Annotated in this window: 19 protein-coding genes; 6 read left to right on the forward strand and 13 right to left on the reverse strand. The window is 71.3% G+C overall.

The genetic code is table 11. The features are described from left to right. Nucleotides 1–62 precede the first annotated feature (62 nt). From ABD346_RS32235 to ABD346_RS32295, 13 genes are read right to left on the reverse strand one after another with little or no spacing between them, the layout of a single operon-like run. On the reverse strand, nucleotides 63–836 hold the full coding sequence (locus ABD346_RS32235; RefSeq protein WP_344379709.1) for a hypothetical protein: 774 nt from the start codon (nucleotides 834–836) through the stop codon (nucleotides 63–65). Between the two features lie 30 nt (nucleotides 837–866). After that, nucleotides 867–1,394, reverse strand: coding sequence for a hypothetical protein (locus tag ABD346_RS32240; protein ID WP_344379711.1), 528 nt, complete (start codon nucleotides 1,392–1,394; stop codon nucleotides 867–869). 46 nt (nucleotides 1,395–1,440) lie between these two features. Further along, on the reverse strand, nucleotides 1,441–2,193 hold the full coding sequence (locus ABD346_RS32245) for a hypothetical protein (RefSeq protein WP_344379713.1): 753 nt from the start codon (nucleotides 2,191–2,193) through the stop codon (nucleotides 1,441–1,443). 25 nt (nucleotides 2,194–2,218) lie between these two features. Next, nucleotides 2,219–2,728 carry a hypothetical protein gene (locus tag ABD346_RS32250; RefSeq protein WP_381227519.1) on the reverse strand — a complete coding sequence of 170 codons (510 nt, stop codon included), beginning with the start codon at nucleotides 2,726–2,728 and terminating at the stop codon, nucleotides 2,219–2,221. Next, the gene (locus ABD346_RS32255) at nucleotides 2,725–4,017 is read right to left on the reverse strand and encodes an MCE family protein (protein ID WP_344379715.1); all 1,293 of its coding nucleotides are present in this window, start codon (nucleotides 4,015–4,017) and stop codon (nucleotides 2,725–2,727) included. Before ABD346_RS32255 ends, ABD346_RS32250 begins: the two co-directional genes overlap by 4 nt. Further along, the gene (locus tag ABD346_RS32260; RefSeq protein ID WP_344379717.1) at nucleotides 4,017–5,147 is read right to left on the reverse strand and encodes an MCE family protein; all 1,131 of its coding nucleotides are present in this window, start codon (nucleotides 5,145–5,147) and stop codon (nucleotides 4,017–4,019) included. The genes ABD346_RS32255 and ABD346_RS32260 overlap by 1 nt, the downstream gene beginning before the upstream one ends. Beyond that, entirely contained in the window at nucleotides 5,144–6,283 is a 1,140-nt protein-coding gene (locus tag ABD346_RS32265; RefSeq protein ID WP_344379719.1) for an MCE family protein, read from the reverse strand. Before ABD346_RS32265 ends, ABD346_RS32260 begins: the two co-directional genes overlap by 4 nt. Next, nucleotides 6,280–7,371, reverse strand: coding sequence for an MCE family protein (locus ABD346_RS32270; protein ID WP_344379721.1), 1,092 nt, complete (start codon nucleotides 7,369–7,371; stop codon nucleotides 6,280–6,282). The genes ABD346_RS32265 and ABD346_RS32270 overlap by 4 nt, the downstream gene beginning before the upstream one ends. Next, nucleotides 7,368–8,399 carry an MCE family protein gene (locus ABD346_RS32275; protein WP_344379722.1) on the reverse strand — a complete coding sequence of 344 codons (1,032 nt, stop codon included), beginning with the start codon at nucleotides 8,397–8,399 and terminating at the stop codon, nucleotides 7,368–7,370. Before ABD346_RS32275 ends, ABD346_RS32270 begins: the two co-directional genes overlap by 4 nt. After that, a complete protein-coding gene (locus ABD346_RS32280; protein ID WP_344379723.1) occupies nucleotides 8,396–9,649 on the reverse strand; it encodes an MCE family protein in 1,254 nt (417 codons plus the stop codon). The genes ABD346_RS32275 and ABD346_RS32280 overlap by 4 nt, the downstream gene beginning before the upstream one ends. Next, nucleotides 9,646–10,449: an MlaE family ABC transporter permease gene (locus tag ABD346_RS32285; protein ID WP_344379725.1), complete on the reverse strand. Its 804-nt coding sequence runs from the start codon at nucleotides 10,447–10,449 to the stop codon at nucleotides 9,646–9,648. Before ABD346_RS32285 ends, ABD346_RS32280 begins: the two co-directional genes overlap by 4 nt. Before the next feature lie 4 nt (nucleotides 10,450–10,453). Beyond that, a complete protein-coding gene (locus tag ABD346_RS32290; RefSeq protein ID WP_344379726.1) occupies nucleotides 10,454–11,293 on the reverse strand; it encodes an MlaE family ABC transporter permease in 840 nt (279 codons plus the stop codon). Beyond that, a complete protein-coding gene (locus ABD346_RS32295; RefSeq protein ID WP_344379728.1) occupies nucleotides 11,290–12,273 on the reverse strand; it encodes an ABC transporter ATP-binding protein in 984 nt (327 codons plus the stop codon). The genes ABD346_RS32290 and ABD346_RS32295 overlap by 4 nt, the downstream gene beginning before the upstream one ends. 784 nt (nucleotides 12,274–13,057) lie before the next feature. On the opposite strand from ABD346_RS32295, the gene ABD346_RS32300 reads away from it, so the two are divergent. From ABD346_RS32300 to ABD346_RS32325, 6 genes are all read left to right on the forward strand, one after another. Further along, entirely contained in the window at nucleotides 13,058–13,690 is a 633-nt protein-coding gene (locus ABD346_RS32300; RefSeq protein WP_344379729.1) for a hypothetical protein, read from the forward strand. Nucleotides 13,691–13,810: 120 nt separating this feature from the next. Then, nucleotides 13,811–15,337 (forward strand): DUF6801 domain-containing protein, encoded by a 1,527-nt coding sequence (locus tag ABD346_RS32305; RefSeq protein WP_344379731.1) that lies wholly within the window; start codon nucleotides 13,811–13,813, stop codon nucleotides 15,335–15,337. A 110-nt stretch (nucleotides 15,338–15,447) separates the two neighbouring features. Further along, nucleotides 15,448–16,395, forward strand: a complete 948-nt coding sequence (locus tag ABD346_RS32310; protein WP_344379733.1) for a hypothetical protein — start codon at nucleotides 15,448–15,450, stop codon at nucleotides 16,393–16,395. Between the two features lie 227 nt (nucleotides 16,396–16,622). Continuing rightward, entirely contained in the window at nucleotides 16,623–17,831 is a 1,209-nt protein-coding gene (locus ABD346_RS32315; RefSeq protein WP_344379735.1) for a PucR-like N-terminal domain-containing protein, read from the forward strand. Between the two features lie 165 nt (nucleotides 17,832–17,996). Next, nucleotides 17,997–21,932, forward strand: a complete 3,936-nt coding sequence (locus tag ABD346_RS32320; protein ID WP_344379736.1) for a Pls/PosA family non-ribosomal peptide synthetase — start codon at nucleotides 17,997–17,999, stop codon at nucleotides 21,930–21,932. Beyond that, nucleotides 21,929–23,347: a M1 family metallopeptidase gene (locus tag ABD346_RS32325; RefSeq protein ID WP_344379738.1), complete on the forward strand. Its 1,419-nt coding sequence runs from the start codon at nucleotides 21,929–21,931 to the stop codon at nucleotides 23,345–23,347. The genes ABD346_RS32320 and ABD346_RS32325 overlap by 4 nt, the downstream gene beginning before the upstream one ends. Nucleotides 23,348–23,372 lie beyond the last annotated feature (25 nt).

Genomic DNA, 23,372 nt, shown 5'->3' on the forward strand with positions numbered 1-23,372 from the left:
GAGCCCGCGCCGTAAGCGCTTGCCGCCCGGAAGCCGCGCGACGAGGTGGAGCTCCGGGGCCTTCACGATCCCTGCCCGAAGGTGTCGATGTCGGAGATCTGCCAGGTGGCGCCGCTCCCCCGCACCATGTCGACGGTGAACATCGCGGCCGCGTAGGTGGTTTCGGGCCTCTTGCCCGCCGTTCGCGTGCTGCTCTGGTCGGCGTAGACGAGGACCCGGGCGCGAGAGCCGTCGATCATCTCCACGCCGCTCTCGGTCACGGTGGTCGTCAGCACCAGCTTCTGGTCCTTGGCCTGGGCCCGCACCGCGGCCAGCATGTCGTGGTGCTGCTGAACCGCCTTGCCGGTGAGAAGAGTCGAGGCCGCCTTGTCGGCGGGCGCGGTGTCGGCGTAGTTGTACGAGAACAGCGCGGCGACGGCCTTGGCCGTCTGCCCCTTGACCTCGCTGGTGCGGGCCGGGTCGGTGAGGGCGGCGTTCCGCGCGGCCGGATCGGAGCGCAGCGAATCGGCCCGGGTGGCGGCGAGCGCCCCGAAGGCCCCGAGCAGGACGACGCATACGCACAGGACAACGGGGGCTCGGACGGAGACCAGGCGGCGAAGGCCGCCGAGCGACCGCTTGGCGGCCGACCGGAGGGGGGCGGGGCGTGCCCTGGTCGGCAGCGAGGGGGACCTGATCTCCGAACCGACCTTCCCTTTGAGGGAGTTGGTGCCCTTGGACGCGTTGGAGGGGCGCTTCCCGCGCTCCGGCGGTGTCTCTGCGGCGGCGACACGGGCGGCGCTCGCGCTCGCGTTCGCGAGACGGCGCTGACGGTTGACCAGGTGGCGGGTCGTCGACATGTGCGGCTCCTGTCCGGGGCGAGTGGGGGGTCAGTTGGCCGCGCTGTTGCCGACCGGCGCCTGGCCGAGGGCGCTGAGCTTCCAGCCGGCGGGCGTACGGGTGAGTTCGCCGAGCATCCGGCTGTCCTTGGCGGCGGGCTTCTCCTTCGGCGCCTGCACGGTGATCCGCAGCGCCACCATCACCCTGGCCCGGCCCGCCCGGTCGTCGAGTTCGGTGACCGCACCGTCGAGCACCTTGGCGCTGGTGACGGTCTGCGCCTGCCGCACTTGTTTCTCGAACTCGCTCCGCCCATCGGCCAGTTGCTGGTGGAGGTCGCCGGTGGTGGAGTCCTGCCACATGTCGAGGCCGTGGGCCAGGTCCTTGTGGTCCAGGGTGGAGAGGTTCTGCACGGCCTGTTCGCCGGCCGCGAGGACCTTGTCGCGGGAGGCGGCGTAGGCGGCGGAGTCGTCGTGCGCCGCGCCGTACCAGGACCAGCCCGCCCACACCGCGAAACCGCCTGCCAGCAGGGTGAGCACCATCGCGGCGATGAGCAGGGGCTGGATCGTCATGCGTGCCATGTTCTTCGTGATCCCTCTCGCGGGGCCCGGCGGCAGCGGGCGCGTCCTAACGGGCTCGGATATCGGTGATCTGCCAGTGCCCGTCGGCGAGTTGGGCCGTGATGGACAGCTGGGCGGCGGCTGAGGTGGCGGGCTTCCCGTCGCGCTGGGCCCGCTGATCGAGGAAGACGAGCAGCTCCGCCGTGTCGTGGGTCAGCCGGGTGACGCCGGCCCGTACGACATGGGTGGTGAGGCTGAGCTTCTGGTCGGCGACCCGTTGCTTCAGCTCGCCGAACAGCGCGGCGTATTGACCGGCGGCCCGCCCGCCGAGCAGTTCCTTCGCCGCGTCCTCGGTGGCGCGGGTGTCCTGGGGCACGTACGAGAAGACCTTGCCGAGGGTGTTGCTGACGTCACCGATGACGCGGGTGGTGGCTGACGTGTCGGTGAGCGCGTGGTTGCGGGTGGCGGGGGTGTCGGTCAACTGCCGTGCGTGGAAGAGGAGTCCGGCACCGGCGAGGAGAAGGGCGAGCACGCAGGCGAGGGTGAGGGAGCGGCGGAGGCGACTGGTGGGGGGTGTCGACTCGGCGGGGCCGTCGACGTGAGCGCCGGGGGTCGACGCGTCGGCTTCGGCGGGGCCGCCGGGGTGACGATCGGGGCTCGCCGCTTCGGCTTCGGCGGAGTCGACGGGGCGACCATCGAGGACCGCCACGTCGGCCCCGCCGCCCGCAGCACCCCCGGGGTTCGGTTCCGGTTCCGGTTGCGGGTCCCGCTCCGGTTCCGGGCCCGGCTCCGAAGCCGCCTTCAGCTCTGCTGTACTCACGCTGCTTCTCCCTATCGGTCCGGGGTCAGGGGGCTGCGACCGGGACCGCGCCGAGTGCCTTCAACTTCCAGCCGGAGCCGGTGCGTTCGAGCGTCGCCTCGAAGCGTTTGCGGTCGGTGGTGGTGGCTGCGCCGCCCGCCGGGGTGAGCTGGACCTGCACCGTCGCGATGAGCTTCGCCGTGCCGGAGCGGTCGTCGAGTTCGGTGACGGCGGCGTCGGTGACGCTGCCGCGCGCCGAGGCCGTCGGCTTCCCTGCTCCCGTGCGCCGGAGCTCGTCATGCAGGGGGCCCGTCGAGGCGTCGAGCCAGGAGCGCAGGGCCGCATCGGGGTGGGCCGCGTCCAGCGTGGAGAGCGCGGCGATCTGCGTCCGGCCCGCCTTCAGGGCGGCGTCGCGCGAGGCGGCGTACGCGGCTGTGGAATCGTCCCGCGCCTCCAGGTACGCCCACCCCGCGAAGGCGGCGAAGGCGAGCGAGGCGGTGAGTGCGGCCACCACGAGGGCGCGGCGGAGCCGGGGCCGGCTGGGGAGGCTGATCACGGGCGCGCCTCCTTTCCGTCGGCGGCGGCGTTCAGGCCGAGCAGCCCCGCCAGGTCACAGGGGCCGCCGCTCGGCAGCGCGGGCAGAGCCAGGGCTCCCGGGAGCGCCGGCCGAGGGGCTACGGGCGCGGCTTGCTGTGCCGGAGGAAGTGCACCTGGCTGAGCGGGAGTTGGGACCGGGCCGCCGCTCGGGGCATGGGCCGAGCCGCGCACGTCGGTGCCGCTGCTCGCGGGCGCGGCGCATCGCGCCCTGGTGTTGAGGCTCGGCGTGTCGAGGGTGTCGAGACCGTTGCGGTAGACCGTGCCGCCGTATCCGTCGGTGCAGGGAAGCGGCGCGAAGAAGGTGACCGCCATGCCCAGGTTGGCGCCCTTGGCGTCGATGGCCGTTGCTCCGGCCGCTGCCAACGGCGGCAGTTTCACCAGGAGTTCCTCGATTCCGCGCTGCCGGGTCACGGCCACATCGGCGGTCGTGAGGAGGTTGGCGAGCACCACGCTGATCCCCGGGTTCAGATCCCGGAGCAGCCCGCTGATCTGCCCGGCCGCGTCGGGCGCGGCGGCGATGAGGCGGCGCAGATCGGTGTCCGAGCCCTTGAGCGTGGCAGCCAACTGCTGCGCCCCTGAGGCGAAGGTCTTGATGGCCCGGCCCTCCTCGGCCTGCGTGCTCAGTACGGTCCGGCCGGCCGCGAGCAGCGTGGTCGTGGTGGGCAGCGCCTTGTCGGCCGCCTTCACGAAGTCGGTGCCGTTGTCGAGGAGCACCTGGAGGTCGTCGCCGCGCCCTTCGAAGGCCTTGCCGAACTCGTCGACAACCGTGCGCAACGAGTCCAACGGCACTGACGCCGCAAGGCTGTTGACGCTGCTGAGCACGGTCGTGACGGGCGCCGGGGTGGCGGTGTCGTACTGGTCGATCTCGCCTCCGTCGCCCAGATACGGCGCCCCGCCGGAGGTGGGCCGCAGGTCGATGTACTGCTCGCCGACGGCGGACAGGTTGGCCACCACCGCCTTCAGCGCGGTCGGGATGGGCGGGGCCGAGTTGTCGATGTGCAGTTCGGCGACGACCCCGTCGTCGGTGAGCCCGATGGGTCCGACCCGGCCCACCGACACGCCCCGGTAGGTGACGTTGGAGTGGGTGAACAGACCACCGGTCTCGGCGAGATGGACCTTCACCGTGTAGTAGTCGCGAATGCCGACGTAGTGGCCGACGTCCGCGTACCGGAACCCGGTGTAGCCGAGTACCAGCACCCCGATCACGAGGAACGCGAGGTTCTTGAGCTTCGTCGCGAGGGTCAGCATCAGCGCGCCCCTCCCGCGCCGCCGACGGACGGCAGGCCGAGCGGCGCCTTCTGCCCGCCCGAGGCCGTCGACGTCGGCGGTGTGGTGAGCGGCGGGATGACCCGGGTGCCGGGGGCGGCCGTCACATCGAGGTAGACGTTGAGGTAGTCGCCCTTCACCCCGCGCAGCACCTCGTCCGTGAACGGATAGGTGACGAGGACCTGGAGCGAGTCCGGCAGGTCCTTGCCGGAGTCCGCCAGCGCCTTCAGCGTCGGTGCGAGCGCCTTCAGATCGGCCACCATGTCGTCCTTGCTCTTGTTGATCGTCGACACGGCGACGGTGGAGAGGGTGTCGAGCGACTTGAGCATGGTGAGGAGTGAACCCCGCTGGTTCTCCAGGACCTTGAGGCCAGGAGACAGTCCGGTGAGTACCGTGCCGACCTGCTGTTTACGGGTGGCGAGGGTGGCGGAGAGCCGGTTGACACCGTCGAGCGCGTCCGTGATGTCGCTGCGGTGCCCGTCCAGGTCGGTGACCAGCGTGTTGACGCGCTGGAGCAGGGAGCGCACCTCGGGCTCGCGGCCGCCGATCGCCTTGTTGAGCTCGGTCGTGATGGTCTTGAGCTGGTTGACGCCGCCGCCGTTGAGCAGCATGGAGAGCGCTCCCAGGACCTCCTCGACCTCGGGGTTGCGGTTGGTCCGCGCGATCGGGATCGCGGCGCCGGGGCCGAGGCGCCCCTGGGCCGTCTCCTTGGACTCCTTCGCGGGCCCGGAGAGCTGGACGAACTTCTCGCCCAGCAGGCTGGACTGTTCCAGCTGGGCGTACGCGTTGGCGGGCAGCTTCACGTCTCCCCTGATCCGCATGGTGACCTTGGCGGACCAGCCGTCGGAGGCGAGCGACACCTTGGTGACCCGGCCGACGGCGACATCGTTGACCTTCACCGCCGCCTGCGGCACCAGGCTCAGTACGTCGGCGAAGTCGGCGGTGATGTCGTACGGGTGGCTGCCCAGGTCGGCGCCGCCGGGCAGTGGGAGCTGGTCGATCCCGGAGAACGACGGCATCGAGCAGCTGCCGAGAGTGAGGGTCAGGGCGACGACGACGGCGACGCCCGCGCCCACTGCGGCTCCGGTACGGCGCGTGATGCGGGCCCTCATCCCTGGCCCCCCTTCTTCGTCGCGGCGGCGCCTTCGGCGGGGTCGGCCGCCGTCCCGTACACGGTGCCGACCGGGGGCAGCACCAGCGTGGGGAGCGCTTTCAGGCGCGCCTCCGGGACCGGCACGAGCCCCGCGCCACCCGCGACCGCCGGGTTGGGCGGGAACACGATGGCGCCGCCCATGCTGATCTCGTTGATGTTGCCGCGGCCGTCGAGGGTGCGGTGCGCGGGGTCGTAGGCGTTGAGCGCGTTTCCGGCGGCCAGAGGCGCGGTGTCCAGGGCTTCCGCGAGCGAGGCCCGCTGGTCGACGAGGATCTGGGTGAGCGGGGCGAGCTTGTCGACCTCGGTCTTGAGGGCGCCCCGGTTGTCCTGGATGAAGGTCTTGACGTTGCCGAGGGCGGTGCCGAGTTCCTTGAGGGCGCCTGCCAGGTTGTCCTTGTTGTCGGCGAAGAACGAGGTCACGTCGGCGAGCTGGTTCTGTGCGTCGCGCACCGCGCCGTCCTTGTTCTTCAGCATGGTGGTGAACGTCTGCAGGTAGGACAGCGTGGCGAAGAGGTGCTCGCTGCTGCCGTCCAGTGTCTTGGCCGCCTTGCCGAACTGCTCGACGGAGTCGCCGATCGCGGCGCCGTTGCCGTCGAGGTTCCTGGCCCCGGTGTCGAGCAGCCCCGAGAGCGCTCCCGAGGCGTTCGCGCCGCTGGGGCCGAGCGATTTGCCGAGCTCGGTGATGGAGGCGTACAGCTGGTCGACCTCGACGGGAGTGGCGTTGCGCGAGGCCGGGAGTTCCGCCCGGTCGGTGATCTCGGGGCCGCCGGTGTAGGCCGGGGTGAGCTGGACGTACCGGTCGGCGACGACGCTGGGCGAGACGATGGCGGCCCGCGCGTCCTTGGGCACCCGTACGCCCCGGTCGAGCGTCACCACCACCTCGACCTGCCGGCCCTGCGGCGTCACCGAGTCGACCTCGCCGACCTTGACGCCGAGGATCCGCAGGTCGGACCCGGGGTAGATGCCGACGGCGTGGTCGAAGTAGGCGGTGATCCGCTTGCCGCCCGGGCCGGCGAACACGCGGAGGCCGCCGGCCACGGTCGCGGCGATCACCGCGAGGGCCAGGACGATCGTGAGAGCGCGTCGCCGGCTCATGAGTAGCCTCCGTTCTTCGGCGGCATGCAGCCGTGGTCCGGAAGCGACTTCGCCGGCAGGTAGTTCCTGGGGACGAGACCGCAGATGTAGGTGTCGAACCAGCGGCCGTTTCCGAGGGTGTTGCCGACGAGCCGGTAGTAAGGACCGGCAAGCGCCAGTGTGCGGTCGAGGCCCTGCTGGTTCTTCATGAGAACGTCGGTGACGCGGCCCAATGCCGTGAGCGTGGGCTTCAGCTGGGCCGAGTTGTCCTTGACCAGGCCGGTGAGCTGGGTGCCGAGGCTGCGGGTTCCGGTGAGAAGCGCCTGAATGGCGTCGCGGCGCTGCCTGAGTTCACCGAGCAGTAGTCCGCCGTCGTCGATGAGCGTCTCGAAGCTGCTCTTCCTGTTGGCCAGCGTCTTCGTCAACTCCTCGCTTCCTTTGAGGAGTTGGGCCAGTTGCGTGTCGCGCTGCGACACGGTCCTGGACAGCGCCGAGAGTCCGGTGACGGCGGTGCGCACCTCGGGGGGCGAGTCCTTGAAGGTGTCGGAGATCGTCTCGAAGCTCTTGGCGAGCTGCGCGGTGTCGATGTCGCCGATCGTGTTGCTGAGCCCCTCGAAGGCCTGCGTGACGTCGTACGGGGATGTCGTGCGGGCCAGCGGGATGCGGCTGCCGGGGTCCTGCTTCGCGGTGCCGAGCGGGTCGATGGCCAGGTACTTCTCGCCGAGCAGGGTCTTGATGGCGATGGCCGCGGTCGAGGCGTCGCCGATCCAGGCGTACTTCACCTTGAAGGTGACCTTCACCTTGGCGCCGTCCAGCGATACACCGCTGACCTCGCCGACCTTGACCCCGGCTATCCGGACCTCGTCACCGTCGCGCAGCCCGGCGGACTCGGAGAAGTCGGCGCTGTAGGTCGTACCCCCGCCGATGAGCGGCAGCGAGTCCGCGTTGTACGCGGCGACGCCGATCAGGGCCAGGAGCAGCAGCCCCACGAGGCTGACCGCGACGGGGTTGCGCTCCTTGACGGGCTTGAGGCGGGGGCGCCTGAAGGCCGGACGCTTCAGGGCGGGGCGCGGCAGGCGAAGGGGCCGGCGTGGTACGGGGAGTCTCATCCCTGGCACCTCGAATCGCTGACCGGGATTCCGGTGGGCGGGGGGCTGCCGTCCTCGGTGGTCACACCGGACACCCTGGCCTCGCAGAGGTAGAGGTTGAGCCAGGACCCGTACGACGCCATCCGCGTGATGGCCCGCATCTTGTCGGGGGTCTTGCGCAGGAAGTCCTCGATCTGGGGGGCGCTGTCGGCGAGGTTGGTGGAGAGCCGGCCGAGCTGTTTGATGTCGTCCTTGAGCGGGGCCCGGCCGTCCTCGAACAGTCCGGCGGTGACGGTGGTGAGGTCGCCCATCGCGGCGATGGCCTCGCCGAGCGGCTTGCGGTCGCCCGCGAACCCGGAGACGAGCTTCTGGAGTGTGACCACCAGGTCGTTGAAGCCCGCTTCGCGGTCGTTGACGGTGGTCAGGACGGTGTTCAGGTTGGTGACGACCTCGCCGATCACCTTGTCCTTGGCGGCGACGGTCGTGGTCAGCGAGCCGATGTGTTTCAGGAGGCTGTCGACGGTGCCGCCCTCGCCCTGGAGGACCTGCACGATGGATCCGGCGAGTTGGTTGACGTCCTTGGGCGAGAGCCCTTCGAAGAGGGGCTGGAACCCGTTGAAGAGCTGGGTGAGGTCGAGGGCCGGGGTGGTGCGCTCCAGCGGGATGGTCGCCCCGGGCGCGAGTGTGGCGCCGACCGCGCCGGTGCCCCGGCCGAGTTCGATGTAGCGCTGGCCGACCATGTTGAGGTACTTGATCGAGGCAGTGGCCGTGCCCGGCAGCGTCCGGCTGCGCTGCACGGAGAACGTGACCTGGGCGAGCCGCCGGTCCACGACCTCCACGCTGTCGACCTGGCCCACCTTCACTCCGGCGATGCGAACGCTGTCACCCTCGATCAGGCCGGTGGTGTCGGAGAAGCGCGCCTTGTACGTCCGGGTGTCGCCCACCCCGGTGTTGGCGATGGACAGGGCGAGCACGGTGGTCGCGAGCGCGGTCACCAGGACGAAGACGAGCGACTTCACGAGCGGGCCCGCGATGCTGCGGCGCTTCACTTGATGGTCACCTCCGTCCCCCTCAGGGCGGGCCCGACGAGCAGGCTGCTCCAGTCCGGCAGGGACTGCGGGGCCCGGCGCAGACCGGGTGCGATCAGCTCGTTCACCAGCTGGTTCTCCTGCGGCGAGTTCGCCGGACCGAGCCCGGCGCCGGAGGCGGCCGCGGTGTTCGTGAGAGCGCTCCCGGCGGGCAGCGGGGCGCCGAGGTACGGCACCGGGTAGCAGTGCGGGCCGCCGCTCGCGGTGTACGCGGGGGTGTCGCGGCCGGGCACGTACTTGCCGAGCGAGGGCACCGCCTTGACGGTGACGTGGAGTCCGGGCTCGTCCGTGCCCTTGCCGAGCGCCTTGTCCATCGCCGGGACGAACCCGGCGAGCGTGCGCAGGGTGCAGGGGAAGGACGAGGAGTACTGGGCGAGGAGCTCCAGGGTGGGGCGGCTCACCTCGCTGAGCCGGATGATGTTGTCCTTGTTCTGCTGGAGGAAGGCCGTGAGGTCCTGGGCGGTCTTCGTCGTCTGCCCGTAGACCCCCAGGAGTCGGGTCTGCTGGTCGACGAGGGTGCCGGTGGTGGTCGTGGCGTCCGTGAGCGCCTTCAGGATGTCGGGGGCGGCGTCGCTGTAGGTCTGGGAGACCTTGACGAGCTGCTTCAGGTCGGCGTTGAGGGTGGGCAGGTTCGGGTTGAACTTCTTCAGGTGCGCGTCCAGGGTGACGAAGGTGTCGCCGAGCTGGGAGCCGCGGCCGCGCAGCGCCTGGGCGACGGCGGAGAGCGTCGCCGACAGCTTGTCCGGCTTGACCGCGGTGAGCATCGGCAGGACGTTGTCGAGGACCTGCTCCAGCTCGATGGCGTTGCGGGACCGGTCCTGCGGGATGGTCGCGCCGGCCGAGAGCGCTCTCGTGGACGCGTTCGGCGGCGGTACGAGTGCGACGAACCGTTCGCCGAAGAGCGTGGTCGGCAGCATCTGCGCGCGTACGTCGGACGGGATGTGGCCGCGCTTTCCCGGCTGGAGGGCGAGGGTGAGCTTCGCGCCCTCGCCGTCGGCGCTGATGGTGCGGACCTCGCCGACGACGACGCCGCGCAGCTTCACCTCGGCGCCCGGGTGCATCTCGTTGCCGACGCTGCTCGTTTCCACGGTGATGGTGTCCGAGCGCGTGAACTCCTTGTCGTAGACGGCGATCGAGAGCCACACGAGGAGCGCCGGGACCACGAGGAAGACGACTCCGGCGAGGCGGCGGCGGACGGTCGGGGTGTTCATCCGGCCACCTTCACGGTCGTGGTGGCGCCCCAGATGGCCAGTGAGAGGAAGAAGTCGGTGACGGCGATGAGCACGATCGCGTTGCGGACGGAGCGTCCCACCGCGACGCCCACTCCGGCCGGGCCGCCCGTGGCGCGGAAGCCGTAGTAGCAGTGGGCCAGGATCACCATCACGCTGAAGATGAGCACTTTGAGCACGGAGAGCAGCACGTCGGTCGGCGAGAGGAACAGGTTGAAGTAGTGGTCGAAGGTGCCGCGCGACTGGCCCTTGAAAACCACCGTGGTCAGCCGGGACGCGAAGTAGGAGCTGAGCAGCCCGATCGCGTACAGCGGGATGATCGCGACGACTCCGGCGATAATCCGGGTGGTGACGAGGTACGGCAGGCTGCGTACGCCCATGCCTTCGAGGGCGTCGACCTCCTCGTTGATGCGCATCGCGCCGAGCTGGGCGGTGAAGCCGGCGCCCACGGTGGCGGACAGGGCGAGACCTGCGACGAGCGGGGCGATCTCGCGGGTGTTGAAGTAGGCGGAGACGAAGCCCGTGAAGGCGGCGGTGCCGATCTGGTTCAGCGCGGCATACCCCTGGAGGCCGACCACGGTTCCGGTGAACAGGGTCATGGCGATCATCACGCCGATGGTGCCGCCGATGACCCCGAGCCCGCCGCTGCCGAAGGCGACCTCGGCGAGCAGCCGCTGCACCTCCTTCGTGTAGCGCCGCAGCGTGCGCGGGATCCACAGCAACGCCCGTACATAGAAGCCCAGTTGGTCGCCGGAGCGGTCGAGGAGGGCGAAGAGGGCCATCGGGTCAGCCGCCCTTCGGGGGGACGATCTGGAGGTAGATCCCGGTGAGGACCATGTTCACGAAGAAGAGCAGCAGGAACGTGATGACGACGGACTGGTTGACGGCGTCGCCGACGCCCTTGGGGCCGCCGCGCGGGTGGAGCCCGCGGTACGCGGCCACGATCCCGGCGATGAACCCGAAGATCAGCGCCTTGATCTCGCTCACGTACAGGTCGGGAAGCTGGGCGAGCGCGGAGAAGCTGGAGAGGTAGGCGCCCGGGGTGCCGCCCTGCATGATCACATTGAAGAAATAGCCGCCGAGGGTGCCGACGACGGAGACCATCCCGTTGAGCAGCACGGCGACGAACATGGTCGCCAACACCCTTGGTACGACGAGTCGTTGGACGGGCGAGACGCCCATGACCTCCATGGCGTCGAGCTCTTCACGGATCGTACGGGAGCCCAGGTCGGCGCAGATCGCGGAGCCGCCGGCGCCCGCGATCAGCAGCGCCACGATGAGGGGGCTCGCCTGCTGGATGACGGCGAGGACGCTGGCGCCGCCGGTGAAGGACTGGGCCCCGAGCTGCTGGGTGAGCGAGCCCACCTGGAGCGCGATGACGGCGCCGAACGGGATGGAGACGAGGGCCGCGGGCAGGATGGTGACACTGGCGATGAACCAGAACTGCTCGATGAATTCCCGCAGTTGGAAGGGACCTTTGAAGACCGCCCGGGTGACGGCGGCGGCGAGCGCGAAGAGCTGCCCGGTCTGGCGGAACGCGCCGAGCCCGGGGAGCGGGCGACGCGGCGGGCGGGCCGGCCGGGGCGGCGCCGGGGCCGGCGGGTTTCTCTCGGCCTCCGTCGTCACGGCGTCGCCTCCTGGGCCGGCGCCATGCCGTTCTCGATGGCCCGGCGGGCCGCGGGCGGCAGCCGGTCGAGCATGGCCATCACTCGCAGCTTGCGGCGCAGCACCGCCTGCCGGGCGGGCAGGCCGGGCGAGGGTTCCAGTTGCGCGGGGATGCGGCGCGGTGAACTGTCGTACTCCTGGGGTGAGTTGAGCTGTTCCATGGCGAGCGTCGCGGCGTCCTTCTCCTCGGACATGCCGATGGGGCCCTCGCGGCGCCCGCTGAGGAACTGGGCGACGACGGGCTCCTCGCTGGTGAGGAGCACCTCGCGCGGGCCGAAGGTGACGAGGTTGCGGCGGAAGAGCATGCCCATGTTGTCGGGCACGGTCGAGGCGATGTCGAGGTTGTGGGTGACGATCAGCATCGTCGCGTCGATCTGCGCGTTCAGGTCGATCAGGAGCTGCGAGATGAAGGCCGTACGGACCGGGTCGAGCCCCGAGTCCGGTTCGTCGCACAGGATGATCTGCGGGTCGAGCACCAGGGCGCGGGCGAGCCCGGCGCGTTTGCGCATCCCGCCGGAAATCTCCCCGGGCAGCTTCTCCTCGGCGCCGAGCAGGCCGACCATGTCCACCCGCTCCATGACGATGCGGCGGATCTCGGACTCCTTCTTGCGGGTGTGCTCGCGCAGCGGAAAGGCGATGTTGTCGAAAAGGGACATCGAGCCGAACAGGGCACCGTCCTGGAACATCAGGCCGAAGAGTTTCCGGGTCTCGTAGATGTCCCGCTCGGGGCTGCTCACCATGTCGACGCCATTGATGAGGACCCGGCCCTGCTCCGGTTTGAGCAGCCCGATGAGCGACTTGAGGAAGACCGTCTTTCCGGTTCCGGAGGGCCCCAGCATGACGCTGACTTCTCCCGCGGGCAGGGTGAGGGTGACGTCCTGCCAGATGTTCTGCTTGCCGAAGGACTTCGTCAGACCTTCGACCACGACTTCAATTCCCATCCCACCTCCAGCAGGCACATACGGAGTGACGCGAGGGCACCGAGGGGCGCACGGTAAGTTGCGCGGCGGCACCGAAACAAGATCCGGGACGGCCACATCGGTGAAATCCCTTTTCCTTGTCACTCGTTGACAAGTTTCCAAGTCGGCCTGGCGGACGACTGTGCAGCAATTGAGCAGTTGTGGGCGACCGCACGAAAGGGCGGGAGCGCCGCGGCCGAGGGGAGCTCGACCGTGGCGCCCCCGCCCCGGGCGGCGAGCCCGGGCCCGGAATCAGGGACGGGCCTGGGGCTTCGCCCGCGCGGCTCCCGGCCTTCGGGGGCGCGGCCGGGAGTGTGGACGCCGGTGACCGGATGCCGGGTGAGCGGACCGGACCGACCGCACACCGGACGCTACGACCGGGTAACCTCGCTCTGCAATACCGGTTCCGGAAGTTTCCGCGAGCCCGCGCCCGGCCGTCAGCCAACTTGTCATCACAGCAGTGCTTTCCCTCCGGAACTTGTCACAAGGTGAGGGGTTGCACCTGTAACTGGCCGCCCGGCCCATCCTTATGGGGAGAGAAGCGGGAACTTCGGCACGAATGACCTGACGCCACCGATGGGATTGCGCACCGATCGACAAGAAAAACCGGCCGGTTGCTCACCGGGGCACAAGGAAGGGTCTTGCTCGGCACAATCTTCAACGCCAGGATTGTGCGCCGATGTTTCTCGCAAGTAACGTCCGCCTCGTCACGGATCGTACGTGGCCGAATCCGTACCCGCAGCTGGTGAAATCGGAGGAATTTACTGTGCGAAGCACCCTTGGAAAGCTTGCGCTGGTATGCGGCGCCGCGACGGCCGCCTTCACCCTGGCGACCGCGCCCGCCATGGCCGCGTCGCCCACGAACTGGGTGATCGGCCCTAACTCGCCCGAGAGTTTCACCGCCACGTCCAGCAATGTCGTGCTCTCCATCAACGGCATCGACATGACGTGCACCTACTCGGACGCCGGGGGTTCCCTGCAGAGCGCCACGGGCAACCCGGCGGCGGTCGGCAGCATCGACCCGGTGCACTTCGGCAGATCCGGTGAGCCGTGCACCAGTTTCCTCGGTGCGGTCGACACGGTGGCGAACACTCCCTGGACGCTGAACGTGACCGACTACGACGCCGGCAGCGGCGTCTCGCAGGGCTACATCTCGGGCATCAACGCCCGTGTGTCCGTGGCGACTTGTGCCTTCACCGTGACCGGAACCGCGCACGGCACCTACACCAATGCGACCGGCGACCTGGCCATCGCGACCAACGCCACCGAACTGACGGTCTCCGACCCGACGGCCGGCTGCTCGGGTGTGGTGTCGGCCGGTGACCACCCGTCGTTCAACGGCGACTTCTTCGCGGTGGTCAGCGGCACCAGCACGCACCCCACCATCGTCGGCTCGTAACGCCTATGACGCGGCGCGTACACCCGGGACCGCCCGGCCGGCGCCCGTGGCCGGCCGGGCGGTCCCCCAGCCGCGGCGCAGGCCGTTTCGAGGAGCTGAGCGAGTGGAGCTGAAGGCGACGTGACAGGGACCCTGAGCCCGGCCGGGCGATGGCGGAGCATGCGCGGGCGGGGCGCGGTCGCGGCGGCAGCCGTGGTCCTGGCCGGGATCGTGCCGGGCGCGGACGTGGCCCGCGGCGACCAGCAGATCAGCACCGAACTCGCCTACAGCTGCGCCTTCCCGGGCGGGGCCCGGCCGGTGAAGGTCGGGGTCGGCGCCAGGTTCCCCGACCGGGCGGCGGCGGGCGCGGCCATCCAGCCCACCGAGGTCAGCACGTCGGTGGCCCTGCCCGATGCCGCGGTCGCCGATCTCACGAAACTTCACGCGGCCAGGACGGGCGCCACCACCCGCCTCACGACCGAGGTGGCCCAGAACGGCGCCGCGGCCGAGGCCCTCTGGCAGGGCGCCGCCCCCTCCGTGCCGCTCGCCTCGACGGGCGGCGCCACGCTCCAGGCGACCGGAGAGGTCCCGACCATCACCGCGAACAGCCCCGGCGACCTGACCGTGACGGCGGCGGCCCTCACCATCGACTTCAGCCCGGTCACCGCCGAGGGCGCCGCGACCGATCCGGCCACCGTCTCGGTGGCCTGCACGCTCACCCCCGGCGGTTCGGCCCTGCTCGCCAAAGTGCCCGTAACGGCGGCCAGTTCCTCCCCCGCCCCGACCCCCAGCACCTCGGCGACGGGCCTCGCGACCGACGGTCCGCGACAGCCCTCGCCCTCCGCACCCGAGGTCGTCCCCCCGAAGACCCGGGGAGCCCCGCCCGCCACCGCACCCGAGTGCCGGGGCGACACCACCCAGCCGCTCGCGCTCTCGGCGTACGTCACCGGGTACTCGAACGTCACCAAGCTGGGCGGCGCCTCGCTGATCCCCGTCTACTGCGCCAAGATCGTCCAGGGTCCCAGCCAGCTCAAGCGGATCGAGGTCCGGCCGGGCGTCTTCGAACTCCATTTGTTCCAGAGCTCGGTCGGCCGTCTCGACTACCGGGGCCGCACCCAGACCCCGCCCGCCCCCGCGACGTTCCTGACGTTCGGGTTCATGCCGACCACCGCCACGATGACGCTGGAACAGACCGGACCCATGGCCATCGACTCCGACCTCAACAACACCGCGGGACACGGCGAGACCTACATCAGGATTCCGCTGACCCTGCGCCTGAGCGACGTCCAGGTCAACGGGACACCGCTCGATGTCGGCCCCAACTGCCGTACCACCGGCTCCGTCTACTCCGACGACCCGGACCCGGCGAAGAACACCAAGGACCACTTGGTCCTGCTCGGCAGGCTCAAGAAGGGCACCGACACGGTCTGGCGCGGCTACTCGCTCTCGCGGGGAGGACCGCTCGACGGTTCGGTGACCATTCCGCCGTTCACCGGCTGCGGGGTGGGCGAGGACCTGAGCCCGCTGTTCACCGCGTCCGTGTCCGGGCCCGCCAACACGGTCAAGCAGAACCAGGGAGCGCCGTGCGCGTCCGGCATCCCGGACGACCCCGCCAAGCTCTGCACCCCCGACAAGCAGCCGACGAACGTACCGCTGCCGCTGCGTTGAGCGCACGCCGTGCGAATCAAGCCAACTCCCGTACTCCGCGCGGCTGTTGTCGCACCCACCCATATCCGTACAGGACGTCGAGAGTCGAGACGTCGAGAGGGGACGACCTCATGAGACCCGTATCCACCCGTCTGCGCGCGGGGCTGCTTGCCACGTGCACGGCTCTGACCGTGCTGGTGACCGTGGGACCGGCCTCCGCCGATTCCGCCGCGGCCGCCCAACTCGGGGGAAACTGGGCCCCGTTCACCCGCTGCCCGGTGGACGACCCGGCGATGCTGGCCGCCGACGGGCGCGCCGAGATCGTGCAGTGCATCGCCTCGCACGCGGCGAGCGGCTCCATCAAGCTCGGCAGCACCGAGGTCGTCACCGGCGCCAGCGATCTGCAGGCCGGCGTGGTGCAGCACACCGGCGGCGCGCCCACCCTGGTCGCACCGGCGGGCGGCGCCCTGATCGCCGACTCCGCCGACATCCCGGGCGGCCTGCTCGGCCTGATGTGCCCGAGCGACATCCCCGTCATCTCAGAGATCTGCCGCCAGATCACCAACAGCACCCTCAACCGGGTCACCGCGACCGTCGAATCGGCGGGCGCGCCCACCGGCTTCGACCTGACCGCGGGCGCCACCTCCGGGAGGCCGATCCTCTCGATCCCGGTCCGCATCCACCTCCAGAACCCGTTCCTCGGCGGCTCCTGCTACATCGGCTCCGCCGCCCACCCGATCGTGCTGCGCCCGCAGAACGTCACCGCCCCGGCCTTCGGCATCAAGCGCTTCGACGGCAACGGCACGCCCAACACCAGCGGTGTCATGAACCGGCTCAGCCTCACCGGCGCGAGCCAGACGGACACCACGTTCGCGGTGCCGGGAGCAAGCGGTTGCGGGCTCGCCGGGATGCTCGACTGGGCAGTGAACCTCAAGACCGGGCTGCCCTCGGCGGCCGGCAACAACAGCGTCGTACTGGACAACGCCTCGACCTACCTCGCCGGCCTCAACGCCCCCGGCACCGTAGTCCCGAACAACGGCAAACTGCTCTCCCAGTACTGGCATTCAGCAGTGCAGTAGCCTTCGCCGACCCGCCCGACGGCGGCCCGTGCGCGCTCCTGCCGGGCCGCCCCGGAATCGGCCGACAACCGATGCCCCATGAATCGAACACCGCCCCAAGTGTTGTCCATCACACGGGAGTTGTTCTAGGTTCGGCAGTCCGCGAAAGGTACGCACCTGACGGTCGGTGGGAGCGCTTTCTCCATCGGCCCTCCCCCCACCGGGCGCCGTAGTGCAAGGGGAGTGAGATGCCCGCAGCCGCGCATTCACCGGACACCCAGGAGCCGTTGGGACCGCTCCCACAGGAGTTCGCCGCGATCATGCGGCCCGAACTGCCGGGCCTGCTCAAGGAGATCGGCGCCGAGATCACCCGCGCCTACCCCGAGTACGCCCGGCTGCTCGACGGCCCCTACGGCGAGGCGATCCGGGTCGGCGTCGAGCAGAACCTCGCCGTCTTCGTCGACCAGGTGGCCTCCCCCAGCGCCCCCTCCACCCTGCGCGACGAGATGTGCCGCCGCTTCGGCCGGTTCGAGGCGTACGAGGGCCGGAGCCTGGAGACCCTCCAGGGCGCGTACCGGCTCGGCGCCCGGGTGGCGCTGCGCCGGGCGAAGAAGATCGGCCGGCGCTACAACCTCTCCCCCGCCCTGATGCTCAGCTTCGCGGACGCGCTCTTCACCTACGTCGAGGAGCTGGAAGCGCTCTCACGGGAGGGCTATCTGGAGGTCACCTCGTTCTCCGGGGAGCGCTCGGACGCGCTGCGAAGACGGCTGCTGCATCTGATCCTGGCCGGGTCCCCGGTGCCGCGCGCGGCGATCGCGGAGCTCGCCGACCGGGCCCACTGGCCGCTGCCCGAGCGGGTCACGCTGGTCGCGCTCCGGTCCGGGGCGGGTCTCACGCGGGCGGCGCTGGACAACGATGTCCTGCTCGATCCCGGCGAGCCGCTGCCCCATCTCCTGGTGCCGGGCCCGGTCGACGAGGTACGAAGACGGATGCTGGACGCGGCCCTGCACGGGTCCTGGGCGGCGGTCGGTTTGGAGGTCCCCATCGGCGATGCGTCCGATTCCCTGCGCTGGGCCCGTCAGGTCCTCGAACTCGCCCGGTCGGGGGTCATCGACAGCGACTCCGGCACGCTGTACTGCGAGGAGCACCTCGTCACGCTGTGGCTGCGCTCCGACCCTGCGCTCCTCGAACACCTCGGCCGCCGCGAGCTCGCGCCGCTCGACGCGCTCACCCCCGGGCGGCGCGACCGGCTCCTCGAAACCCTGCGGACCTGGCTCGCAACGCGTGGCACGGCCGCCCAGATGGGCGAACTGCTTGACGTGCACCCGCAAACCGTGCGCTACCGGATGCGCACCCTGGAGTCCATCTTCGGCGAGCGGCTCACCGATCCCGAACACCGGTTCGCCACCGAACTTGTGCTACGCGCAAGGGACCTCGGCCACCGCGATCGGCACTGAACTTGCCCCGATCGGCGCCATAATCATCCGATTCACTTCGAAAACAACGGATAAATATCGTCAAGTCCGAAGGCCGGAGCGAACCCGCCGCTGGATATGCCCGTCTGAGTGGGCGGATGTCCGAAGGATGTCCGTACCACCCGCACTACGCCAGAGGCATACCGTATGTCTTCGCATCTGCCGGCCGTATTCCGCGGCGCCACCGCCCCGCACCCCCGCACCCTGCTCGACGTACTGGACGCGACGGCGGCCGCCCACCCGGGCGCGCCCGCACTCGACGCGGGCGGCGAGAGGCTCACCTACCAAGACCTCTGCGACCGGATCACCGAACGCGCCGTGCGGCTCACCCGCCACGGCATCGGCCCCGGCGACCGGGTCGGCGTCCGGATCCCGTCCGGCACCTGCGACCTCTACCTCGCCATCCTGGCGGTCCTGCTGTGCGGCGCGGCGTACGTGCCGGTCGACGCGGACGATCCCGAGGAGCGCGCGGCGACCGTCTTCCGCGAGGCGGGGGTGTGCGCCGTGATCGAGGCCGACGAGCGCATACTGCCGGGGCCCGTGGCGCCGCTGGCCGAGCGCTGGCGGCCCGCGTCGCCCGACGACGACGCCTGGATCATCTTCACGTCCGGTTCGACCGGGCTGCCCAAGGGCGTGGCGGTCACCCATCGTTCGGCGGCCGCGTTCGTGGACGCCGAGGCGCAACTCTTCCTCAGCGAACGGCCGTTGGGCCCGGGCGACCGGGTACTCGCCGGGCTCTCGGTGGCCTTCGACGCCTCGTGCGAGGAGATGTGGCTGGCCTGGCGGCACGGCGGCTGCCTGGTCCCGGCGCCCCGCGCGCTGGTGCGGGCGGGCCACGAGCTCGGGCCCTGGCTGATCGAACGCGGCATCACGGTGGTCTCCACGGTGCCCACGCTCGCGGCCCTGTGGCCGGACGAGGCGCTCGACGAGGTCCGGCTCCTGATCGTCGGCGGCGAGGCCTGCCCGGGCGCCCTCGCGGACCGGTTCGCGGTCAAGGGCCGCGAGATGTGGAACACCTACGGCCCCACGGAGACGACGGTGGTGGCGACCGCCGCGCGCATGCTGCCGGGCGAGCCGGTACGCATCGGACTCCCCCTGGCCGGATGGGAGTTGGCGGTCCTGGACGCGGCCGGCGACCCCGTTCCCTACGGCGGCGAGGGCGAGCTGGTCATCGCGGGCGTGGGCACGGCGCGCTACCTCGACGACGCCAAGGACGCCGAACGGTTCGCCCCGCTGTCCCTCCTCGACACCCGGCGCGCCTATCGCACCGGCGATCTCGTACGGGCGGAGGCGGCCGGGCTCATCCATCTGGGGCGGGCCGACGACCAGGTCAAGGTGGGCGGGCGGCGCATCGAACTCGGCGAGATCGACGCCATGTTGCGGGCCCTGCCGGGCGTGCGCGCGGCGGCCGGCGCGGTGCGCGGCACCCCGGCCGGCGGCCAGATCCTGGTCGGCTACGTGGTGCCCGAGCGGGGCGGCTTCCGCGCCGACCAGGCCCGCGGCTTCCTCGCCGAACGCCTGCCGGCCGCCCTCGTACCGCTGCTCGTCGAGGTCACCGAACTGCCCACGCGCACCTCGGGCAAGGTCGACCGGGACGCCCTGCCCTGGCCGCTGCCCTCGCAGCGCGGCCCGGCCGTCGACGCCGCACAGGACGGCTCCACCGTGGCCCGCCTCGCCGGGGCGTGGGAGCGGATGCTGGGCGTGTGCCCCGAGCCGGACAGCGACTTCTTCGCGCTCGGCGGGTCCAGCCTGAGCGCGGCACGCCTCGCCTCCGAGCTGCGCGAGCACTACCCAGGCGTCTCCGTCGCCGACCTCTACCGCCGCCCCGTCCTGCGCGACATGGCCCAGCACCTCGAATCCCTTGAGGGCCCGGCCGCCGAGGCCCGGCCCGTACAGCCGGTGCCGTACGGCGCAGGAGTGGTCCAACTCCTCGTTACAGCAGGCCTGTTCGGGATCGCGGGACTGCGCGGGCTCGTCGGCCTGGCGACGCTCGACAACATGGTGGGGTGGCTCGCCCCGCAGGCCTGGGCGCCGCACACGTCCTGGTGGCTCGTCCTCGTCGCCGCGCTGGTCCTGATGAGCGCGCCCGCCCGCTTCGTGATCGGCGGTGCGTCGGCGCGCCTGCTGACCCGGGGTGTGCTGCCGGGCGCGTATCCGCGTGGCGGCCGCGTGCATCTGCGGCTGTGGACGGCCGAGCGCATCGTGGCCGCGTTCGGCGTCTCCTCCCTGCTCGGCACGCCCTGGGCCCGGCTGTACGCCCGCTCGCTGGGCTGCCGGGTCGGGCCGGGCGTCGCCCTGCACGCCATGCCTCCGGTGACCGGTCTCGCGACGATCGGCCGGGGTGCGAGCGTGGAGCCGGAGGCCGACATCAGCGGCTGGTGGCTGGACGGGGCAACCCTGCACATCGGCGCGGTCCGTATCGGCGACGGCGCCCGGGTCGGCCACCGCAGCACCCTGATGCCCGGCGCCGCCCTCGGCGCGGACGCCGAACTGGAGCCGGGCGCCTGCCTGGACGGGGAGGTCCCGCCCGGCCGGCGCTGGCTCGGCTCACCGGCGCGGCAGGCCGAATCGTACGAGCGCGTCGCCGGCACCGGATGGCCCGCCCCGCGTCCGGAGCGTTCGCGCCGCTGGGCCGCGGCGTACGCGCTCTCCCTCATCGGCCTGCCGCTCCTTACGGTGCTGTCCACGGTGCCCGCGCTGGTCGGCGTGTACTACCTGGTGCGCTCCTGCGACACGCTCTCGGCGGTCGCCGTGCGCCTGCTGCTCGCGGCGCCGCCCGTCGCGGTGGTCACCACCCTGTGCTCGGCGCTGACGCTCGCCGCGCTTGTCCGGATCCTCGGGCGGGGCCTGAAGCCCGGCTTCCATCCGGTGTGCGGCGGCGTCGCCTGGCGCGCCTGGCTGGTGACCCGGCTGCTCAGCGGCGCCCGCGGCAGCCTCTTCCCGCTGTACGCGAGCCTCGCGACCCCGGTGTGGCTGCGGCTGCTCGGCGCCAGGGTGGGGCGGCGCGCCGAGATCTCGACGGTGCTTCCGCTGCCCTCGCTCCTGACGGTCGAGGACGGCGCGTTCCTCGCCGACGACACCCTGGTCGCGCCGTACGAAATGCGGGGCGGCTGGCTGCGGTTGGGGACGGCGACCGTCGGGCGCAGGGCCTTCGTCGGCAACTCGGGGATCGTCGGCCCGGACCGCCGGGTGCCCGACGGGGCGCTGATCGGCGTGCTGTGCGACGCGCCCGCGCAGAGCGAGCCGGGCAGTTCATGGCTCGGCCGGCCCGCGCTTCCGCTGCCCAGGGTGCCGACCGCGGCCGACCCCGGCCGCACCTTCGAACCGCCGCGGGGGCTGGTGCTCGCCCGTTCCGCGGTCGAGCTGTGCCGGGTGCTGCCGCTGATGTGCTCGGTGCTGCTCGCCGAGGCGGTGCTGATCGGCGAGCAGAGCGCCCTCAACCGGGGCGGCCTTCCGCTGGCCGCGCTGACGGGGACGGTGCTGCTCGTGGCCGCGGCCGCGGTCGCGGGGCTCACGGCGACCGCCGCGAAGTGGATCCTGGTCGGCCGGTTCGAGCCGGGCGAGCATCCGCTGTGGTCGTCCTTCGTGTGGCGCAACGAGCTGTACGACACCTTCGTCGAGTCCCTCGCGGTGCCGTGGATGGCGGGATCGTTCACCGGCACTCCGTTCCTGAACTGGTGGCTGCGCAGCCTCGGCGCGCACATCGGGCGCGGGGTGTGGCTGGAGACGTACTGGCTGCCGGAGACGGATCTGATCACGCTGGGGGACGGGGCGAGCGTGAACCGCGGGTGCGTGCTCCAGACCCATCTCTTCCACGACCGGATCATGCGCCTGGACACCGTGCGGCTCGCCGAGGGCGCGTCGCTCGGCCCGCACAGCATCGCGCTGCCGGGCACCGACGTCGGCGCCCGGGCGTCGGTGGGCGCCGCCTCGCTGGTGATGCGCGGTGAGAGCGTGCCGCCGGACACCCGCTGGGCGGGCAACCCCATCGCGGGCGAGCAGTCCCCTGAGGCGCAACTCCCCCTTACGCAGCCTTTGGTGACGATTCATCAGGGATCATCGCGGGAAGGGAGCGCCGCATGACCCGGTGCACGCGGCGGTCGCTCGTCCGGGTCGCCGCCCTGTCCGCGCTCGGCGGCCTTGCCGTGGCGGACCAGGAGGCCACCGGCCGCCGGGACCGCTACTTCCCGCAGCACGGCTCGTACGGTCATGACACGCTCGCCTACGACCTGCGGATCGCGTACGACTCGGTCAGCGGCCGGCTGGCGGGCACGGCGCTCATCCAGGCCGTCGCCCTGCGGCCGCTGGAGCGGATCGAGCTCGACCTGTCCCGGCTCAGCGCACACGCGGCGCACGTCGACGGCAGGGCCGCCCGCATCCGCCAGCGGCAGGGGAAGCTGTATGTGACGCCCAGTCAACCCGTCGCGGCGGGCGAGCTGTTCACCGCCAAGGTGCGGTACGGCGGGCGGCCCGCGCCGATCCGTTCGCCGTTCGGCAGCATCGGCTGGGACCGTACCGGCGACAGTCACGACGGCACCCTGGTCGCCTCCCAGCCGCTGGGGGCGCCGTCCTGGTTCCCGTGCAACGACCGGCCCGACGACAAGGCCGCGTACACCTTCCGGGTCACGGTGCCGCGCGACCGGCAGGCACTCGCGAACGGCACGCTCACCGAGTGCCGCAGCGAGGGCTCCACCGAGGTGTGGACCTACCACCACCCCGGCCCCATGGCCACCTACCTGGCCGCGCTCTACACCGGCCGCTTCCAGCACGACAGCGTGCTCGCGCCGGGGCCGCCCGGCGGCAAGCCGATCCCGGTGCACAACGCCTACCCGTCCCGCATCGCCGAGGCGGCCCGGCACGACCTCGGCCGCCAGCCGGACATGCTGCGGCACTTCTCGGAGCTGTTCGGGCCCTACCCCTTCGAGGCGTACGGCGCGGTGGTGGTCGACGCGGACCTCGGCGCGCCCGTCGAGAACCAGACCCGCGCGGTGTTCGGGCGCAACCACATCGACGGGCAGCGAGGCTGGGAGACGCTGGTGGCCCACGAGCTGGCGCACCAGTGGTTCGGCAACAGCGTGGGCATCCGCGAGTGGCGGCACATCTGGCTCAACGAGGGCTTCGCGACGTACGCCGAGTGGCTGTGGTCGGAGCACATCGGCGAGGACAGCGCCGACGAGATCGCGCGGCGCGAGTGGCGGAGCCTGGCCAAGCGCCCCCAGAACCTGCGGCTCGCCGAGCCGGGCCCGCGCCGCATCTTCGACGACCGGCTCTACAACCGGGGCGCCTGCACCCTGCACGCGCTGCGCCTGACGCTGGGCGACGAGCGGTTCTTCGCGGTGCTGCGCGGGTGGCACGCGGCGCGGCGCGGCCGGATCGGCGACACCGCCACGTTCATCGCCCACGCCGAGACCACGGCCACGGAGGCGGTGCGGCCGCTGCTCCAGGCCTGGCTCTACGACAGGAGGCTCCCGGACCTGCCCGCACAGATGGCGAATTGACGGCACGTCACTTCTGGCAGGAGTC

Origin of the sequence: Streptomyces mauvecolor, assembly GCF_039532965.1 — a bacterium.
Taxonomy (GTDB): Bacteria; Actinomycetota; Actinomycetes; order Streptomycetales; family Streptomycetaceae; genus Streptomyces; species Streptomyces violascens.

Coding starts and splice junctions, on each gene's coding strand:
- ABD346_RS32235 (WP_344379709.1), bottom strand. CDS start 836: ATGTCGACGACCCGCCACCTGGTCAACCGTCAGCGCCGTCTCGCGAAC.
- ABD346_RS32240 (WP_344379711.1), bottom strand. CDS start 1,394: ATGGCACGCATGACGATCCAGCCCCTGCTCATCGCCGCGATGGTGCTC.
- ABD346_RS32255 (WP_344379715.1), bottom strand. CDS start 4,017: ATGCTGACCCTCGCGACGAAGCTCAAGAACCTCGCGTTCCTCGTGATC.
- ABD346_RS32260 (WP_344379717.1), bottom strand. CDS start 5,147: ATGAGGGCCCGCATCACGCGCCGTACCGGAGCCGCAGTGGGCGCGGGC.
- ABD346_RS32265 (WP_344379719.1), bottom strand. CDS start 6,283: ATGAGCCGGCGACGCGCTCTCACGATCGTCCTGGCCCTCGCGGTGATC.
- ABD346_RS32270 (WP_344379721.1), bottom strand. CDS start 7,371: ATGAGACTCCCCGTACCACGCCGGCCCCTTCGCCTGCCGCGCCCCGCC.
- ABD346_RS32280 (WP_344379723.1), bottom strand. CDS start 9,649: ATGAACACCCCGACCGTCCGCCGCCGCCTCGCCGGAGTCGTCTTCCTC.
- ABD346_RS32285 (WP_344379725.1), bottom strand. CDS start 10,449: ATGGCCCTCTTCGCCCTCCTCGACCGCTCCGGCGACCAACTGGGCTTC.
- ABD346_RS32295 (WP_344379728.1), bottom strand. CDS start 12,273: ATGGGAATTGAAGTCGTGGTCGAAGGTCTGACGAAGTCCTTCGGCAAG.
- ABD346_RS32310 (WP_344379733.1), top strand. CDS start 15,448: ATGAGACCCGTATCCACCCGTCTGCGCGCGGGGCTGCTTGCCACGTGC.
- ABD346_RS32315 (WP_344379735.1), top strand. CDS start 16,623: ATGCCCGCAGCCGCGCATTCACCGGACACCCAGGAGCCGTTGGGACCG.
- ABD346_RS32320 (WP_344379736.1), top strand. CDS start 17,997: ATGTCTTCGCATCTGCCGGCCGTATTCCGCGGCGCCACCGCCCCGCAC.
- ABD346_RS32325 (WP_344379738.1), top strand. CDS start 21,929: ATGACCCGGTGCACGCGGCGGTCGCTCGTCCGGGTCGCCGCCCTGTCC.